This is a genomic window from Streptomyces sp. NA04227, assembly GCF_013364195.1.
Taxonomy (GTDB): Bacteria; Actinomycetota; Actinomycetes; order Streptomycetales; family Streptomycetaceae; genus Streptomyces.
The window spans coordinates 327,741-344,450 of record NZ_CP054918.1; the positions used below are offsets into that span (position 1 = coordinate 327,741).

14 protein-coding genes are annotated in these 16,710 nt (G+C 72.4%); 8 read left to right on the forward strand and 6 right to left on the reverse strand.

Annotated elements, in window-relative coordinates:
- Positions 1–192: 192 nt before the first annotated feature.
- The 3 genes from HUT18_RS01095 to HUT18_RS01105 all read left to right on the forward strand — a co-directional run bounded on the left by HUT18_RS01095 (position 193) and on the right by HUT18_RS01105 (position 5,215).
- A complete protein-coding gene (locus tag HUT18_RS01095) occupies positions 193–1,665 on the forward strand; it encodes an acetyl-CoA carboxylase biotin carboxylase subunit family protein (protein ID WP_176096943.1) in 1,473 nt (490 codons plus the stop codon).
- Positions 1,662–3,674, forward strand: a complete 2,013-nt coding sequence (locus HUT18_RS01100; RefSeq protein ID WP_176096945.1) for a PEP/pyruvate-binding domain-containing protein — start codon at positions 1,662–1,664, stop codon at positions 3,672–3,674. The genes HUT18_RS01095 and HUT18_RS01100 overlap by 4 nt, the downstream gene beginning before the upstream one ends.
- A gap of 92 nt (positions 3,675–3,766) precedes the next feature.
- Positions 3,767–5,215: an MFS transporter gene (locus HUT18_RS01105; RefSeq protein ID WP_254878918.1), complete on the forward strand. Its 1,449-nt coding sequence runs from the start codon at positions 3,767–3,769 to the stop codon at positions 5,213–5,215.
- Between the two features lie 73 nt (positions 5,216–5,288).
- On the opposite strand, the gene HUT18_RS01110 is transcribed toward HUT18_RS01105, so the two are convergent.
- Positions 5,289–5,924 carry a hypothetical protein gene (locus HUT18_RS01110; protein ID WP_176096947.1) on the reverse strand — a complete coding sequence of 212 codons (636 nt, stop codon included), beginning with the start codon at positions 5,922–5,924 and terminating at the stop codon, positions 5,289–5,291.
- A 513-nt stretch (positions 5,925–6,437) separates the two neighbouring features.
- On the opposite strand from HUT18_RS01110, the gene dhaK reads away from it, so the two are divergent.
- The 4 genes from dhaK (at position 6,438) to HUT18_RS01130 (ending at position 9,446) form a co-directional block, all read left to right on the forward strand.
- The gene (dhaK, locus tag HUT18_RS01115; RefSeq protein WP_176096949.1) at positions 6,438–7,430 is read left to right on the forward strand and encodes a dihydroxyacetone kinase subunit DhaK; all 993 of its coding nucleotides are present in this window, start codon (positions 6,438–6,440) and stop codon (positions 7,428–7,430) included.
- Positions 7,431–7,607: 177 nt separating this feature from the next.
- Positions 7,608–8,249, forward strand: a complete 642-nt coding sequence (gene dhaL / locus HUT18_RS01120) for a dihydroxyacetone kinase subunit DhaL (RefSeq protein WP_176096951.1) — start codon at positions 7,608–7,610, stop codon at positions 8,247–8,249.
- A complete protein-coding gene (locus HUT18_RS01125) occupies positions 8,242–8,667 on the forward strand; it encodes a PTS-dependent dihydroxyacetone kinase phosphotransferase subunit DhaM (protein ID WP_176096953.1) in 426 nt (141 codons plus the stop codon). The genes dhaL and HUT18_RS01125 overlap by 8 nt, the downstream gene beginning before the upstream one ends.
- Positions 8,668–8,834: 167 nt before the next feature.
- Positions 8,835–9,446, forward strand: coding sequence for a hypothetical protein (locus HUT18_RS01130; protein ID WP_254878374.1), 612 nt, complete (start codon positions 8,835–8,837; stop codon positions 9,444–9,446).
- Between the two features lie 34 nt (positions 9,447–9,480).
- Here HUT18_RS01130 and HUT18_RS01135 read toward each other — a convergent pair whose 3' ends face one another.
- From HUT18_RS01135 to HUT18_RS01145, 3 genes are all read right to left on the reverse strand, one after another.
- On the reverse strand, positions 9,481–10,089 hold the full coding sequence (locus tag HUT18_RS01135) for a PadR family transcriptional regulator (protein WP_176096955.1): 609 nt from the start codon (positions 10,087–10,089) through the stop codon (positions 9,481–9,483).
- Between the two features lie 94 nt (positions 10,090–10,183).
- Complete coding sequence (locus tag HUT18_RS01140; RefSeq protein ID WP_176096956.1) at positions 10,184–12,205, reverse strand: NADPH-dependent 2,4-dienoyl-CoA reductase; 2,022 nt, start codon at positions 12,203–12,205, stop codon at positions 10,184–10,186.
- Between the two features lie 123 nt (positions 12,206–12,328).
- A complete protein-coding gene (locus tag HUT18_RS01145) occupies positions 12,329–13,024 on the reverse strand; it encodes a GNAT family N-acetyltransferase (protein WP_254878919.1) in 696 nt (231 codons plus the stop codon).
- Between the two features lie 395 nt (positions 13,025–13,419).
- On the opposite strand from HUT18_RS01145, the gene HUT18_RS01150 reads away from it, so the two are divergent.
- Entirely contained in the window at positions 13,420–14,955 is a 1,536-nt protein-coding gene (locus tag HUT18_RS01150; RefSeq protein WP_176096958.1) for an AMP-binding protein, read from the forward strand.
- Between the two features lie 79 nt (positions 14,956–15,034).
- Here the strand turns inward: HUT18_RS01150 and HUT18_RS01155 are convergent, their stop codons facing one another.
- Positions 15,035–16,063 (reverse strand): glutathione S-transferase family protein, encoded by a 1,029-nt coding sequence (locus HUT18_RS01155; RefSeq protein ID WP_176096960.1) that lies wholly within the window; start codon positions 16,061–16,063, stop codon positions 15,035–15,037.
- Positions 16,064–16,181: 118 nt separating this feature from the next.
- Positions 16,182–16,700, reverse strand: a complete 519-nt coding sequence (locus HUT18_RS01160) for an NUDIX domain-containing protein (protein ID WP_176096962.1) — start codon at positions 16,698–16,700, stop codon at positions 16,182–16,184.
- Positions 16,701–16,710 lie beyond the last annotated feature (10 nt).

Genomic DNA, 16,710 nt, shown 5'->3' on the forward strand with positions numbered 1-16,710 from the left:
ACGCGCACGACCCGTACGGCCCCCGTACCACCCGCAGGACCGCACCACCCGGACGAGCCGGAGGAACCGGCGGCCGGGACACCGCAATGCCCGGATTCCGTACGCAGGACCACCGCGCGGGCCAGGGACACCCCCGGGCGCGACGGCGATCACGGCCGTCGGGCCACGACAACCGAATGGAGACGAACTTCAGTGAGCAAGGTGCTGTTGGTGCACGCCAAGGGTGGACCGCCGCTCGGCCACGTCCTGTCCCGGACGGCCGCGAAGGCGGAGTTGCACCTCCTTGCGCTCAGCGCTCTGCCCCCGGCCGTCGCCACCGACGCCGGGAACCTGTGCGCCTCGGTGGTGACCCCGGCCGCGGCGCAGCGCTCCGACCTGGTCGCGTTGATCGTCACCCGGGCGCGGGAGGTGGGGGCGGACGCGGTGCTCACCTTCTCCGAGTACGCGGTGGTGGCCGTCGCGGAGGCCTGCGAGGCACTCGGGCTCCCTGGAGCGGGCAGCACCTGCGAACTCGCCCGCGACAAGCGGATGATGCGCCGCACCTGGCAGCAACACGGCCTGCCGCAGCCCGAGTTCCGTCCGGTAGCCACCGAGGCCGACCTGCACGACGCGGCCGCCGCGCTGCCCTTCCCGATGCTCCTCAAAGCGGCCTGGAGCGCGGGATCCACCGCCCACCAGATCATCCGCGCCCCGCACGAGGCGACCGAGGCCTGGCAGCACTCGCGCCAAGTAATGGCCGAATCGGCCCAGTTGGGCTACGCCGAGCTCCATGTGGCCGAGGCCGACGCGGACTTCGTCGTCGAGCAGATCGTGACCGGCACCGCGGGCGAGTGGTTCGACGAGCCCGGCTGGGGCGACTACGTCAGCGTCGAGGGCGTGGTGGCCGACGGCACCTTCCACCCGGTCTGCCTCAGCGGCCGGATGCCCACCGTCGAACCCTTCACCGAGCGCGCGGGCATCACCCCCGCCCTGCTCCCCGAGGACGCCCAGAACCGCATCGTGGACCTCGCGCGCCGGGCCGTGGACGCCCTCGGGCTCGGCACCTGCGGTACGCACACCGAGATCAAGCTCGGCGCCGACGGCCGCATGTGGCTGATCGAGACCGCGGCCCGGTTCGGCGGCGCGATGACCGTCCCGCAGATCGAGGAGGTCTTCGGTCTGGACCTGATCGGCATGCTCGTCGACCAGCTCCTCGGCCGCCCGGTCGCCTGGCCCGGGCAGGCTCTCACCTGCGAGCAGGCTCGCGGCGCCGCGGGTTCGCTGGTGGTCCTCGCGGTGGACGGCAACGGTGAGGCCTGGCCGGACCGCCGGGTCTGGGACTTCCCCACGGTGACCGGGGCGGTCCCGCTCAGCGAGGGCAGCACGCTGTCCGTGGTGCCGGAGAACTCGCTGCCCGACGGCAGCCCGGTACCGGTCTACGAGCCGGCCGGGGGCGCCAACACCATGGCCGCGCTCTGCCTGCTCTCGGCCAGGGACCCGCACACCGTACTGCGCGACTTCGAGACCCTTGTCGACGCCCTGCCGACCGCCCTGCCGCAGGCGCCCGCCGTCGCGAGGACAGCCCCCGCCACCGCCCCGCCGGCGGCGCCCACCGCTGCGCGGTCCGTATCCGCCGCCCGTACGCAGGTGCTGCCCACCGCGCTGCCCGAAGGGATCCCCGCATGAGCGCCGTTCTGCTCCCCGCCCCGGCCCCGGAGCCCGGCACGGACCGCACCGTGGTCGGCGGCAACCTCTCGCTGCCGCTGTTCCGCACCCTGTCCGGAGTCCTTGCCGGTCACCCGTACCTCAAGGTCGTCGTCGACCGCGCCGAGGACACCTGGCACCTGCTCGACACCGCCGCGCACCCCTTCCACGTCAACTACATCGCCACCCGGGTGCTCGGCATGGACCTCGACCAACTCGACGCCGGTCTCGACGAGTTCAACGCCTCCGTCTACATGGACCCCGAGCGCCGCTTCCTGCTCGGTGTGCTGTCCCTGCACACCGACGAGGACACCGAGGGCCGCGAGCGCACCTTCCTGGTCCTGGAGACCACCGAGGCCGACACGATGCACGGCGCCCTCCTGGAGGCCTTCTACGAGTTCGTCCGGGTGCGCGTCGACGGACGGCTGCCGCTGCTGCTCAAGCCCGCCAACCACGGCCAGGAGGAGGAGCTGGCGGCGATCAGCGAACTGCGGGTGCCGCGCATCCTGGGCCACGAACTCTTCGGCACCAGGACCCGGACCCCGCTCAACACGGGCGAGGCCGTCGGACGGCTGCGCCGCTTCGCGGACCTCGAGGAGTACGAGGCCGCCGCGGCCGGACTCGGCTGGGCCGACATCGTCGCCATGCCCTGCCTGCCCGACGACGTGCCGCGGGTGGCCGGATTCGTGAACACCGCTCCCATCACCCCGCTCTCGCACACCAATGTCCTCGCCTCCGGCTGGGGCATCCCCAACGCGATCGTCCGCGACCTGGACCAACTCGCCGAGCAACACCGCCTGGACGGCGCCTGGATCCGCTACCGGGTGCGGGAGGACGAGATCAGCCTGGAGCGGCTGGCCCAGGAGCCCGCCCTGCAGCCCCCGGCCTGGCACCAGCAGCGGATACGCCTCGAACCGCCGCTGCTCGCCGACGCTCCGGTGCTCGCCCTGCACCGGCTGCGCAGCGCCGACCGCGACCGGTACGGCACCAAGGCGGCCAACCTCGGCGAACTGCACCACGTCCTGGACAGCGGCACCGTCGACCTCACCGCCTTCCACGGGCGCCCCCGCCCGCCCCGCGAGAACCTCTACGGGCACCTGGCCGCACGGCTCGGCCTGCGCTCGCCCTCCGCCGCCGAACTCCGCTCCGCGGCGGCCGCCTTCGTCGCGGGCACCGTCGAGGCCCCCGACGGCGTCGCCCTTCCCTTCTCGCTCCAGCACCGCTTCCTCACCTCCTCGCCCGCGCTCCAACAGGGCATCGGAAAGCTGAAGATGGCGCTCGAACTCGACGCCTTCGAGGTACTGGACTCGCTCTGCCTGCAGCTCCAGCACCTGGTCCGGCACACTCCGATGCCCGGCTCGGTCATCCGCCTGATCGACCAGGCCCTGCCCGCCCCGCTCGCCGGGGGCAGCCGTCTCGTGGTGCGCTCCTCCTCCAACGCCGAGGACCTGCCGGGCTTCTCTGCCGCGGGCGTCTACGACTCGGTCACCACCGTCCGCGGCACCGGCGAACTCCTCGACGCGGTACGCCAGGTGTGGGCCTCGCTGCTCTCGCCACGCAGTGTGCGGCTGCGCCACCAGGTCGGCATCTCCCTGGACGACACCTACATGGGCGTGATCATCCAGGAGTACGTCCCCGCCGAACTCGGCGGCGTCCTGGTGACCTGCAACCCGACCCGCCGCGAGGACTTCCGCAACGTCTACCTCAACTGCTCCCCCGGATCGCCGGAACAGGTCGTCGACGGCACCGTCCTGCCGCAGCAGTACCTGTACAACACGGTCGAGGGCGGCGGCCGTACGGTGGCGCTCGGCTCCTGGGGCGAGGGCCTGTCCGCCGCCACCCGGTCCCGGCTCGCGGACCTGTCCCTGACCGGACGGCTGCTGCAGTCCCACTTCAGCGCGCCGGACGTGGACAAGCCGCTGGACATCGAGTGGCTGCTGACCGACCGGGACGAGTTCCGCCTGGTCCAGCTCCGCCCCTACGCACTGTGAGCCCCCGCCTCCCGCGGTACGGCCTTCGGTGGCAGCGCCCCGCGGGGCGCTGCCTCGCGGCGGGCACCGCGCCGACCGACACCGCCCGCCGGATCATCCGCCTCAACTACGGCTTCCAGCTGCTGTTCAACCTGCTGTGGTGGATGCCGGTGTTCTACGCCTACCAGAAGGCGGCCGGACTCTCCGACGGACAGATCTTCGGCATCCAGAGCATCTACTACGTGGCCTTCTGCCTGTTCGAGATCCCGACCGGCCTGATCGCCGACCGCATCGGCACTCGCAACTGCCTGCGGGCCGGTGCCGTCGTCATGACGGCGGCCAACCTGGCCCCGGTGCTCAGCCCCTCGTACACCGGCTTCCTGGTCCACTTCCTCGCCATCGCCGCGGGCCGCTCCCTCACCTCGGGCGCCGCGAGCGCCTATCTCTACGACGGGCTGCGGGCCGAGAAGTGCGACGAGCACTATCTGAAGGCCGAGGGCACGGCACGCGCCCTCGGGCTCGCGGCCAAGGTGCTGTGCTGGCCGCTGGTGGGACCCCTGATGGCCCTGGCCCACACGGCCCCCTACGTCCTCAGCGCCGTGAGCGCGGCCGGTTCGCTGGCCTGCGCCGTCGCCCTGCCCCGGCTCGCGGCCCCTGCGGCGGGCGCCGGGAAGCGGAAGCACGGCAAGGACGGTGCGCGGGCAACGGCCGCCAGGGACAGCGGAAGCGGCGGGGGCGGCGCCTCGGGGGCGGACGGCGGCCGCCGGGGCGGGGCCTTCCTGCGCGACGCGGGTATCGCGCTGCGCTGTGTGGTCTCCTCGCCCTGGCTCGCCCTGGTGATGGTGCAGGGCGTGGCAGTGTTCACGCTCTCCCGGATCTGCCAGGTCAACCTCTTCCAGCCCATCCTGCTCGACCACGGCATCGGCGATTCCTCGCACGGCGGGGTGCTGGCCGCCATGACGGTGGCCGAGGCCGTGGCCTCCGCCCGCCCGCAGTGGCTGAGCCGTCGCCTGACCCCGGTGGCCTGGGTCTCGGTGCTGAGCCTCGCGCTCGCCGGCACCCTGGCGGGCATCGCCCTCGGCGGCCCCTGGACGGTCGTCACCCTGCTCTGCCTGTTCGCCGCCGCCACCGGTTTCGCGTACCCGGTGCAGCGCAAGCTGGTCAACGACGCGATACCCGCCCACGCGCCCCGGGCCACCCTGCTCTCCGTCGAGTCCATCGTGGACCGCGCGGTCTGCGCCCTGGCCGCCGTCGCCGCCGGCGCCTACCTCTCCGCCGGACGCCTGGACGCCCTGCTCTGGCACAGCGCCCTGGCCACCGCCGTCCTTCTCGGAGCCTTCCAACTGGCCCTGTGCAGCAGGGCGGTGAGGCGGCGGCTCGGCAGCATTACGGGAACGGAGTCGGATGCCGCTGCGAGTGCGGGCGCGGGGGCCGGTTCGGTGGCCGTGGAGCAGGGCGCGGGCCCGGGCTCGGTGACTGTGGAGCCGGGCTCGGGCTCAGCGGTTGCGGAGCCTGGTTCGGGCTCCTTGGTTGTGGCCGGGCACCCGAAGGCGGGCGTGTAGCCGCGAGGGACCCGGCGCCTGCCCGCCCACGGCACGGGGGCGGGCAGGCGGCATGCGCTGCGGGCTCGTTGGATCAGCGCGGCAGGTGGGCGAGGAGTTCGATCAGCCGGGCCGGGAGGTAGTCGGGGCGGGAGGGCTGCCCGATCAGGTAGGCGACGTAGCCCAGCGAGGCGGCGACGTCCACCTCCTCGGCGGTCTCGGCCTGGTACACGAGGCGGCAGCCGCCCGCCCCGGCCTTGGCGCGCTCCCAGAGCACCGGCGCCGGCTTGCGCTCCTCCTCGGTGCGCGGGGTGAGGATCCGGTCCCCGAAGTCGCCCCAGGCGAAGGGCTCGGAGCCCGTCCAGGCGGAGTCGATCTCCTTCTTGAGCGCCGCCGCGCGCTCGGCGTCGGTCTCGCCCCAGGCGGACGGCACATTGGTGATCAGCCCCACCGGGATCCGGCGTTCGCGCAGTTCACGCAGGTAGGCGGCGGCGCCGGGGCGGTAGCCGATGCTCCCGTCCTCGGCCGAGTGCACCAGGGTCTCGCCGAGGTCGAAGTACACGACGGCGCAGCCCCGTTCGACGCCCTGCCGAGCGGCGGATGCCCGGCCCTGCCCGGCGTCGCCGCCCGGCACGGCCGCTGCTGCCGTCGTGGCCAGCGCGGTCGAGGCCAGCACGGCCCCGAGCGCGATACCGGCGCGGACGAAGCCACGGAAGTCAGATCTGTTCACGGCGCGGCGCCCTTCTCCTTGACGCACCCCAGGGGCGTGCATCTGTCCAGTCCATGACACATATCGCGGCAGGAATTCCCCCGCCACCGGCAGGTGCCCGGAAGATCTCTCTTCGGTCAGTACTCCCTCCCGCTCTACCCCGCGGCACCACGGACCAGTCCCGTACCACCGAACTCCCCCGCCACGAACGCCTCTTGAGGCCCGGGAAACCGTCGTCGCTCACCGACAGTGAGAGAGGTGGTGTGCTTCGGGACGGAGACGCGCCTGCCGTTCGCGCACGTGATATTCGCTGCCGCAAGTCCGATACTGCCAACAGCAACACCTCGGCCGAGGCAACCCAACCTGACGACCCGTCACCGAAGTCAGCACCCAGTCGGCATCAACACCGCCAGAACCTCCTTCGAGCCGCCACGGACCGCCGCGAACCGCCGAGATCACCAACCGCCCACACCCCCTCCGACCAGCAAAGACACAGATCTGCGACTGGCCTGCTACGCCCCCCAGGAGGTACCCATGAAGATGCTCATCAACGTCCCCGAGACCGTCGTCCCGGACGCCCTGCGCGGTCTGGCCGCGGCCCACCCCGAGCTGACCGTCGACGTCGAGAACCGCGTGGTCGTCAGGCGTGACGCCCCGGTGGAGGGCAAGGTGGCCCTGGTCTCCGGCGGCGGCTCGGGGCACGAGCCGCTGCACGGCGGGTTCGTCGGGCCCGGCATGCTCTCGGCGGCCTGTCCGGGTGAGGTGTTCACCTCGCCGGTGCCCGACCAGATGGTGCGTGCCGCGGCGGCCGTGGACAGTGGCGCGGGCGTCCTCTTCGTGGTGAAGAACTACACGGGCGACGTCCTGAACTTCGACATGGCCGCCGAACTCGCCGAGGACGAGGGCGTGCAGATCGCCAAGGTGCTCGTCAACGACGACGTGGCGGTGCAGGACAGTACGTACACGGCGGGGCGGCGCGGAACCGGGGCCACCCTGTTCGTGCACAAGATCGCGGGGGCGGCGGCGGACGAGGGCATGCCGCTCGACCAGGTCGCGGCGATCGGGCACCGGGTCAACGAACGTGCGCGGACCTTCGGTGTCGCGCTCAGCGCGTGCAGCACCCCGGCCAAGGGCAGCCCCACCTTCGACCTGCCCGCGGGCGAACTGGAACTCGGCATCGGCATCCACGGCGAGCCCGGCCGGGAGCGGCGCCCCATGATGACCTCCCGCGAGATCGCCGACTACGTACTGGACAGCGTCCTGACCGACCTTCAGCCCCGTAATCCGGTCTTGGTGCTCGTCAACGGCATGGGCGCCACCCCGCTGATCGAGTTGTACGGATTCCACGCCGAGGTCGCCCGGGTCCTCGGCGAGCGCAAGGTCACGGTGGCCCGGACCCTGGTCGGCAACTACGTGACCTCGCTCGACATGGCCGGGGTCTCGGTCACCCTGTGCGAGATCGACGAGGAGCTGCTGCGGCTGTGGGACGCGCCGGTGCGTACTCCGGCGCTGCGCTGGGGAGTCTGAGCCGGGGCCGGGCCCACCGCGGCCCTGTGGCCCGAGTGCCCGGCCGCCCGCCGCGTCTGGGGGGGACCCGCCCGGAACGGCCGAACCGCGGGACGTGCGCTGTCCCCGGCGACAGACTGGGAAACGCACCTCAGCCATCACCGGCCCCCGGGGGCCGCAGGACACTACGGAGAGCCCGTGCTCGATGCCGCATTCTTCCGGCGCTGGATGGCCGAAGCCGCCGCCGTGGTCACCCGCGAGGCGGACCGGCTGACCGAACTCGACTCGCCGATCGGCGACGCCGACCACGGCAACAATCTGCAACGCGGCTTCGCGGCCGTCGTCACGGCCCTCGACGCGCAGGACCCGAAGACCCCGGGCGCGGTGCTGGTCCTGTGCGGCGGCAAGCTCATCTCCACCGTCGGCGGGGCCTCGGGCCCGCTGTACGGGACCTTGCTGCGGCGTACGGGCAAGGCGCTCGGCGACGCCCCGGAGGTGTCGCGCGAGGACCTGGCCGGGGCGCTGGGCACGGGGGTTCAGGCCGTGAGCACCCTGGGCGGCGCGGCGGCCGGGGACAAGACCATGCTGGACGCCCTGCTCCCGGCCGTCGAGGCACTGGCCGTCTCCTTCGAGGCGGCGCGCGCGGCGGCCGAGCAGGGCTCCCGCGACACCATCCCGCTGCGGGCCCGCAAGGGCAGGGCGAGTTACCTCGGTGAGCGCAGCGTCGGTCACGAGGATCCGGGCGCCGCCTCCTCGGCGCTGCTGATCGCCGCTCTCGCGGACACGGCGGACACCGCGACGGACACGACCGCCCCGGCAAAGGACGGCAGCGATGTCTGAACCGACCGGGAAGCCCGCCGACGGACCGGTCGGCCTCGTTCTCGTCTCGCACAGTGCCGCTCTCGCCGAGGCGGTCGCCGAGCTGGCCCGGGGCCTCTCGCCGGGCTCCGAGGTCCCGCTCGCCGCGGCGGGTGGCGGACCGGACGGCTCCCTGGGTACGAGCGCGGAGCGCATCACGGCCGCGGCGGCCGCGGCGGACCGCGGCGCGGGCGTCGCGGTGCTGGCCGATCTCGGCAGCGCCGTCCTCACCGTGAAGGCCCTGCTCGCCGAGGGGGACGAACTCCCGGACGGGACACGACTGGTGGACGCCCCCTTCGTCGAGGGCGCGGTGGCGGCACTGGCGACCGCGGCCACCGGGGCGGGAATGGACGAGGTGCTCGCGGCCGCCGCCGACGCGTACGCCTACCGCAAGGTCTGACCGGGCGCGGGGCGGGGTGCGCCGTACGGAGGACTCGTCACCTGCCCGGCCCGCGCCCGCATGCGGAGTGGCCCGCGGGCGCCTTGGCTCGGAACGGACAGCACGGAAGCCCCCCATGTTCTGGCGGAACACCCGGCGTACCGCCGACCGTGCGGTCGGAGGACCCCATGCGCGCCACCCGCCTTCGCCTGCCCCTCGCCCTTGTACCGGCGACCGTGCTGCCCCTTGTCGCGGGGGCTCAAGTCGCCCACGCGGCACCGGAGTTCACGGTCACGGCGCACGGCGACACCGTCGAGGCCCGTACCACCGCCTGTGCGCGCGGCGGGATCGCGAAGCTCCTCGCCACCGGCCGTGCGAATCCGGTGCAGGGGCACACGCTGCCGCTGACCGGTCCCGCCCCGGCCCGGTCGGCCACCTGGTCCGGTCTGGAGCCGGGGGCGTACACGGTGAGTGTGCTGTGCCGGGACGGTTCCTCGCCGGGTGCGCGCTCGGTGAGGGTGGCGGGGTCGGCGCGTTCGATGTCGGCTCCCAACGCGCAGCCGAACGCCCAGCCGACCTCGCCGGCCACCATCTCGGCCACCTCGACGCCGCGGCGCAGCCCGAGCCCGAGCCCCACCCCGAGTTCCTCGGCCTCCCGGGGCGTACGGGGCGGGGTCGGCGGCTCCCGTACCGACATCGGCACCCTCACACTGGCGGGCGGCTCGGCCCTGGTCGCCCTCGCGGCGGGGGTCGGTGCCTGGCAGCTGCGGCGCCGTACGGGCGGGCGGCGGCCGCTCTGAGAGAGGTGATCCGGCGGCACGGTCGGCTCAGCCCTCAGGCGGTGTCGTCCTCGGACAGGCGCGGAGCGGTGTCCGAGGACTGCTCGGTCCCCGGCTCGGTCTCCGCTGCCTCGGTGCCGGGGAACTCGCGGAGCGCCTCGGCGAGCCACTCGACCCAGAAGGTCTCCATCATGATGCCGCCGCGCAGTACGAGACGTTGCATCCGGTCCCGTTCGGTGTCCTTGCTGCGGGCGACGTCGCGCTTCTCGATCTCCTCGTAGTCCGCCAACTGCCGCTGGTGCAGGGCGAGATGGCGGCGCAGTTCGTCCGCCACGCCCTCGGTGCCCAGGACGCCCGCGGCGCGCAGACGCAGCATCAGCGGGTCGCGGGGGCGCCTGGGTTCGTCCGACTCGGCGGTCCAGCGCCGCAGTTCCTCACGCCCGGCCGGGAGCACCTCGTACTCCTTGCGCTGGCCCTGCGCGGGCTGGGCGGGCTCAATGGCCCTGATGTGGCCCTGGCGTTCGAGTTTTCCCAGCTCGCGATAGATCTGCTGGTGCGTGGCCTGCCAGAAGTACCCGATCGACTTGTCGAACCGGCGGGTCAGTTCGAGTCCCGAGGAGGGCTTTTCGAGCAGGGCGATGAGGATCGCGTGCGGGAGGGACATGCGGGAATCCTAAGACGGGTGCGGACCGGGCGGCGGAGTCGTGCCGGGCGGCCGGACCGTGCCCCGGCGGCGCGCTGCCGCCGGGGCACGGTGCTCACAGGGTGGCGGCCACTTCGGTGCCCTGCTTGATGGCGCGCTTGGCGTCCAGTTCGGCGGCCACGTCGGCGCCGCCGATGAGGTGTGCCTCGACTCCGGCGGCGCGCAGCTCCTCGTAGAGGTCGCGGCGGGGTTCCTGGCCGGTGCACAGGACCACGGTGTCCACGGCGAGGACCTCGCTGCGCCCGTCGACCGAGATGTGCACGCCCTCGTCGTCGATGCGCTCGTAGGCGACACCGGCGACCATGTTCACACCGCGGTGGCGCAGTTCGAGGCGGTGGATCCAGCCGGTGGTCTTGCCGAGGCCCGCGCCCACCTTGGAGGTCTTGCGCTGGAGCAGGTGGACCGAGCGCGGCGGCTTGGGCCGCTCGGGCGCGCCGAGGCCGCCGCCCGCCCGGTACTCCATGTCCACGCCCCAGTGCCGGAAGAAGACCTCCGGGTCCTCGCTGGCCCCGTCCCCTTCGTCGGTGAGGAACTCGGCCACGTCGAAGCCGATACCGCCGGCGCCGAGGATCGCGACCCGCTCACCGACGTGCGCCCCGTCGCGCAGCACGTCGAGGTAGCCGACGACGCTCGGGTGGTCCACACCGGGGATCTCCGGCGTACGGGGGCTGACACCGGTGGCGACCACGACCTCGTCGTACGACTCGGTCAGCAGCTTCTCCGTGGTGACCGGGCTGCCCAGGCGGACGTCCACGCCGAACGTCTCCAGCTGGTGGCGGAAGTAGCGCAGGGTCTCGTCGAACTCCTGCTTGCCTGGCACCTTGCGGGCGATGTTGAGCTGGCCGCCGACCTCGGTGGCGGCGTCGTACAGGGTGACCTCGTGCCCGCGCTCGGCGGCGGAGACCGCGCAGGCCAGACCGGCCGGGCCCGCGCCGACGACGGCGACGCGCTTGCGCAGCCGGGTCGGGGAGAGGACCAGTTCGGTCTCGTGGCAGGCGCGCGGGTTCACCAGGCAGGAGGTGATCTGCAGGTTGAAGGTGTGGTCGAGGCAGGCCTGGTTGCATCCGATGCAGGTGTTGATGCTCTCCGGCTGCTGGGCCTCGGCCTTGGCGACGAAGTCCGGGTCGGCGAGCAGCGGACGGGCCAGCGAGACCATGTCGGAGGTGCCGTCGGCGAGCAACTGCTCGGCGATTTCCGGGGTGTTGATGCGGTTGACGGCGACGAGGGGCACGGAGACCTCGCCCATCAGCTTCTTGGTCACCCAGGCGTACGCGCCGCGCGGCACGGAGGTCGCGATGGTCGGGATACGGGCCTCGTGCCAGCCGATTCCGGTGTTGATGATGCTCGCCCCGGCGGCCTCCACGGCGCGGGCCAGGGTGCGGACCTCCTCGAAGGTCGAGCCGCCCGGGACCAGGTCCAGCATCGAGAGCCGGTAGATGATCACGAAGTCCGTACCGACGCGCTCGCGCACCCGCCGGACGATCTCCACCGGGAAGCGCATCCGGTTCTCGTACGAGCCGCCCCAGCGGTCCTCGCGGTGGTTGGTCGCGGCGGCGATGAACTCGTTGATGAGGTAGCCCTCGGAGCCCATGACCTCGACGCCGTCGTAGCCCGCCGCCTTGGCGAGCTCGGCCGCGCGCGCGAAGTCCTCGATGGTCTGCTCGACCTGTTCGTCGGTGAGGGCGTGCGGCGGGAAGGGGCTGATCGGAGCCTGGATCGCGCTCGGCGCGACGAGGTCCTCGTGGTAGGCGTACCGGCCGAAGTGCAGGATCTGCATGGCGATACGGCCGCCCTCGCGGTGCACGGCCTCGGTGATCAGGCGGTGCTGGGCGACTTCCTCGTCGTTGGTCAGCTTGGCGCCGCCCGCCCACGGGCGCCCCTCCTCGTTCGGGGCGATGCCGCCGGTGACGATGAGGCCCACGCCGCCGCGCGCGCGGGCCGCGTAGAACTCCGCCATCCGCTCGAAGCCTCGCTCGGCCTCCTCGAGACCGACGTGCATCGAGCCCATGATCACGCGGTTCGGCAGCGTGGTGAAGCCCAGGTCGAGCGGTTCGAGCAGGTGCGGGTATCGGTTCATGGGGCCCTCCGTCGGAGTTCTCGTCCTCTCTGTTGTAGGACAGCGAAACGGCCTTGTGCAACTAGTTGCACAAGACTGAGAGACGCGCCACTTCCACGCCGGGCTCATCCGGGCGAAGAGAAGCTACGCGCCGTGCTCCGGAACCCGTACGGCAAGGAAGTGGACGGGACGCCGCAGCCGGAAGCCGAGCGACTCGTACAGCCTGATCGCGGAGGTGTTGTCGGCGGCGGCGTGCAGGAAGGGCGCCTCACCGCGCTCGCGCATCCGGTGCGCCACCGCCCGCATGAGGCGGGCCGCGAGACCCTCGCCCCGGAAGTCCGGATCGGTACAGACCGCGCTGATCTCGCTCCAGCCGCCGGGCCGCAGCCGCTCCCCCGCCAGCGCGACGAGCCGCCCCTCGCGGCGGATGCCGAGATACGTGCCGAGTTCCACGGTCCGCTTCAGGAACGGGCCGGGCCGGGTCCGCTCGACGAGTTCGAGGATCTCCGGGACGTCCTCGGCGCCCATCTCCCGCGCCTCGGGATCGGCCTGCCCGGCCAGATCCTCGGCGGTCATCTGGACGCCGGGCGCGTCGAAGAGGATCTCCCAGCCCGCGGGCGGCCGGGTCAGGGTGAGCAACAGAGCGGTGTTCCCGCCCCCGGTCAGCCGGGCCAGGTCGGCCCAGTCCGCCGCCTCCGGCTCGCCCGGGACGGCCGACCAGGGCGACACCTCCAGCGGAAAGCGCCGTACGCGGCCCCGGGCCATGGCCAGGTGCGACTGCGGCCCGCTCAGCGCCCAGTGGGCGGGGTTGTCCAGGGGGTGCGGCCGCTCGGCGCCGATCGTCTCCGCGTCCACTCGTTCGTCCCGCTCCCGCGTCTCACTCACTGTCCGGTCCCGTCCTGTCCCATCGCCCCGCGTCCCCTCGCGTCCCGCCCCATCGCGTCCTGCACCCTCGCACCTCGGACCCGCTCGGAGCGCGGCCCTGGTTTCCGCTGCCCTGCCTCACGCCCGCCCCCCCCCTCAGCCAACCCGAACCCGCCCTCTTCTGCCAACAAACCGGGCCACCGTCTGTTCCCGCCCCGGCACCGCTCCACGCTGCGGCAACGCCCGCCGCCGCGTCGGCGCCGTCCGCGATACGGAACGGGCGGGCCGACCGGCGCCGAAGGGGCAGCGAAGAACGATCACTTACGGCAGACTCGGCCATCGAACCGGCCAGCCGAGATCCGGGAGCCCCGATGATCGTCCCCTTCGCCGTCAGTGACTTCCTCGCCCGCGCCACCACGGTCTACGGCGACCGGGTGGGCGCGGTGGACGAGCCCGTCCAACCTGCCACGCCCTGGGAAGGGCTGAGCTACCGCCGTATCGGCGAACTCGCCCGGGCCCAGGCCGCGGGCCTGGACGCCCTCGGCGTCCCGCACGGCGCCCGGGTGGCCGTGGTCTCCCCCAACAGCGCCCGCCTGCTCACCTCCTTCTTCGGGGTGAGCGGTCACGGCCGGGTCCTGGTACCGGTCAACTTCCGCCTCACCGAGGGCGAGGTGCGCTACATCGTCGAGCACTCCGGCGCCGAAGTCCTGCTCGTGGACCCGGAGATGGACGAGCGGCTGGCCAAGGTCGGCGCCCGGCACCGCTTCGTGATCGGCGAGGAGTCGGACGCGGAGCTGTACCGCTTCGACACCGAGCCCGAGCCGTGGACGCACGAGGAGAACGCCACGGCGACCATCAACTACACCAGCGGAACCACCGCCCGCCCCAAGGGCGTTCAGATCACCCACCGCAACATTTGGATCAACGCGCTCACCTTCGCCCTGCACGCGGGCGTCAGCGACCGCGACGTGTACCTGCACACGCTGCCGATGTTCCACGCCAACGGCTGGGGCATGCCCTTCGCCATGTCCGCCCTCGGCGTACCGCAGATCGTGCTGCGCAAGGTCGACGGCGCCGAGATCCTGCGCCGGGTCGCCGAGCACGGCGTGACCGTCATGTGCGCCGCCCCCGCCGTGGTCAACGCCGTCCTGTCGGCGGCCCAGTCCTGGGAGGGCGAGATCCCGGGCCGTGACCGCGTCCGGATCATCGTCGCCGGAGCGCCGCCGCCCACCCGCACGGTCGCACGCGTCGAGGCCGAACTGGGCTGGGAGTTCATCCAGATCTACGGTCTGACCGAGACCTCCCCGCTGCTCACCATCAACCGCACCCGCGCCGAATGGGACGACCTCGACCCGCAGGAGCGGGCGGGCAAGTTGGTCCGCGCGGGCACCCCGGCACTCGGCGTCAGCCTGGAGATCTCCCCGCAGGAGGAGATTCTCGCCCGCTCCAACGTCGTCCTGGAGGGCTACTGGGAGCAGCCGGAGGCCACCGCCGACGCGCTGGAGGACGGCTGGTTCCACACCGGCGACGGCGGCAGCATCGACGAGGAGGGCTACCTCTCGATCAGCGACCGGCAGAAGGACGTCATCATCACCGGCGGTGAGAACGTCTCCTCGATCGAGGTCGAGGACGTGCTGTTCAGCCACCCGGCGGTGGCCGAGGTGGCGGTGATCGGGGTACCCGACGAGAAGTGGGGCGAGACGATCAAGGCGCTCGTCGTACTCGCCGAGGGAGCCGAGGCCAGTGAGGCGGATCTGATCGCCCACTGCAAGACGAACCTCGCGGGCTACAAGTCCCCCACCACCGTGGAGTTCCGCACCGAACTCGCCCGCACCGCGACCGGCAAGCTGCAGAAGTTCAAACTGCGCGAGCCGTACTGGCAGGGCCGCGAGCGGCGCGTCAACTGAGCTGTGGGCGACGGCAGTTGGGTCGCAGGGCGGGCGCGTGGCGCGCCCGACTGCTGCCCCGCCCTGCGGCCGCCCGAGCCTACGGCCGTCCCTGTACGGGCACCCGCTCCGCCTCCGGCACGGGCGGCGGCGGTGTCCCGTCACCGAAGGGGCTCCCGCCCAACTGCTCGCGGTGGTGCGGGGTCAGCCAGCCACCGAGCTCGGGTCCGAGCGGCACGATGCCGGTCGGGTTGATGCCGGTGTGCACCTGGTAGTAGTGCCGCTTGATGTGGTCGAAGTCGACGGTGTCGCCGAAGCCCGGGGTCTGGTAGAGGTCGCGTACGTAGGCCCAGAGCACCGGGTCCTCGGCGAGCTTGCGCAGATTGCACTTGAAGTGTCCGTGGTAGACCGCGTCGAACCGCACCAGCGTGGTGAACAGCCGGATGTCCGCCTCGGTGACGGTGTCCCCCACCAGGTAGCGACGGTCCGCGAGCCGCCGCGAGAGCCAGTCCAGGCGGTCGAACAGCGTCCGGCAGGCCTGCTCGTAGGTCTCCTGGTCATGGGCGAAACCCGCGCGGTACACACCGTTGTTGACGTCCCGGTAGACGTACTCCGCGACCTCGTCGATCTCCTCGCGCAGCGCCTGCGGGTACAGATCGGGCGCGCCCTCGCGGTGCAGGGCACTCCACTCGGTGGCCAGGTCGAGGGTGATCCGCTGGAAGTCGTTGGTGACCAGCCTGCCGCTCGGCACGTCGACGATCGCGGGGACGCTCACGCCGCCGGGATAGTCCGATTCCCTGGCGTCGTACGCCTCGTGCAGGTACCGGATGCCGAGTACCGGATCACGGCCGCCGGGATCGAGGGTGAAGCGCCAGCTGCGGTCGTCCTGGATCGGGTCGGTGACCGCGAGGGACAGCACCCCTTCCAGGCCCAGCAGGCGCCGCGAGACCAGGGCCCGGCTCGCCCACGGGCAGGCGCGGCTCACGACGAGCCGGTAGCGCCCGGCCTCCACCGGCCAGCCGTCCCGCCCGTCGGCGGTGATGCGGTCGCCGAAGTGACTGCGCGACCGCTTGAAGGGCTTCCTGCCGTACGTCTCGTTGCCTCCGTCGATTCCGGCGGTGCCGCTCATCGCGGGTCCCTTCGTCGCCACTCAGGGCGGCCACGGCCGGGCCGCGTCGCCGCGTCGCCCGTGGCCGTCCGGGTCTCTCTGGGTCTGTGTGAGTCTGTGAGTCTGTCCGGTCCGGCCTTCAGCCAACACCGGGGACCGGTGCGGCGCATCCCGGCTCGTTCCCCGGAAGCACGGGCTCGAACCAGGCGGGCTCGTCGACCAGGGCCTGCTTGATCCGCTGCAGCCCGAACTCGTGCAGCTCCGGCAGCGCGTCCAGCGCGAACCAGGCCACCTCGAGCGACTCGTCGTCGTTGACCCTGGCCTCGCCGCCCACCGCACGGCAGCGGAAGGTGATGTCCATGAACTGACAGACGTCCGCGTTGTCGTACGTGACCGGCTCCAGCGCCTGGACCAGGACGATCCGCTCCGGCACACAGTGCACGGCCGTCTCCTCGTAGACCTCGCGCACCGCACAGGCGGCGGGCTGCTCTCCGGGGTCGGGGATGCCGCCGATGACCGACCACTTGCCGTTGTCGGCACGGCGCCCGAGCAGCACCCGGTCCTCGTCGTCGAAGACGATGGCGGTCACCCCGGGCAGCCACAGGAGCTGATGGCCCGCGCTGGCCCGGATCGTGCTGATGAACTCAGGGATAGCCATGCCGGAAACC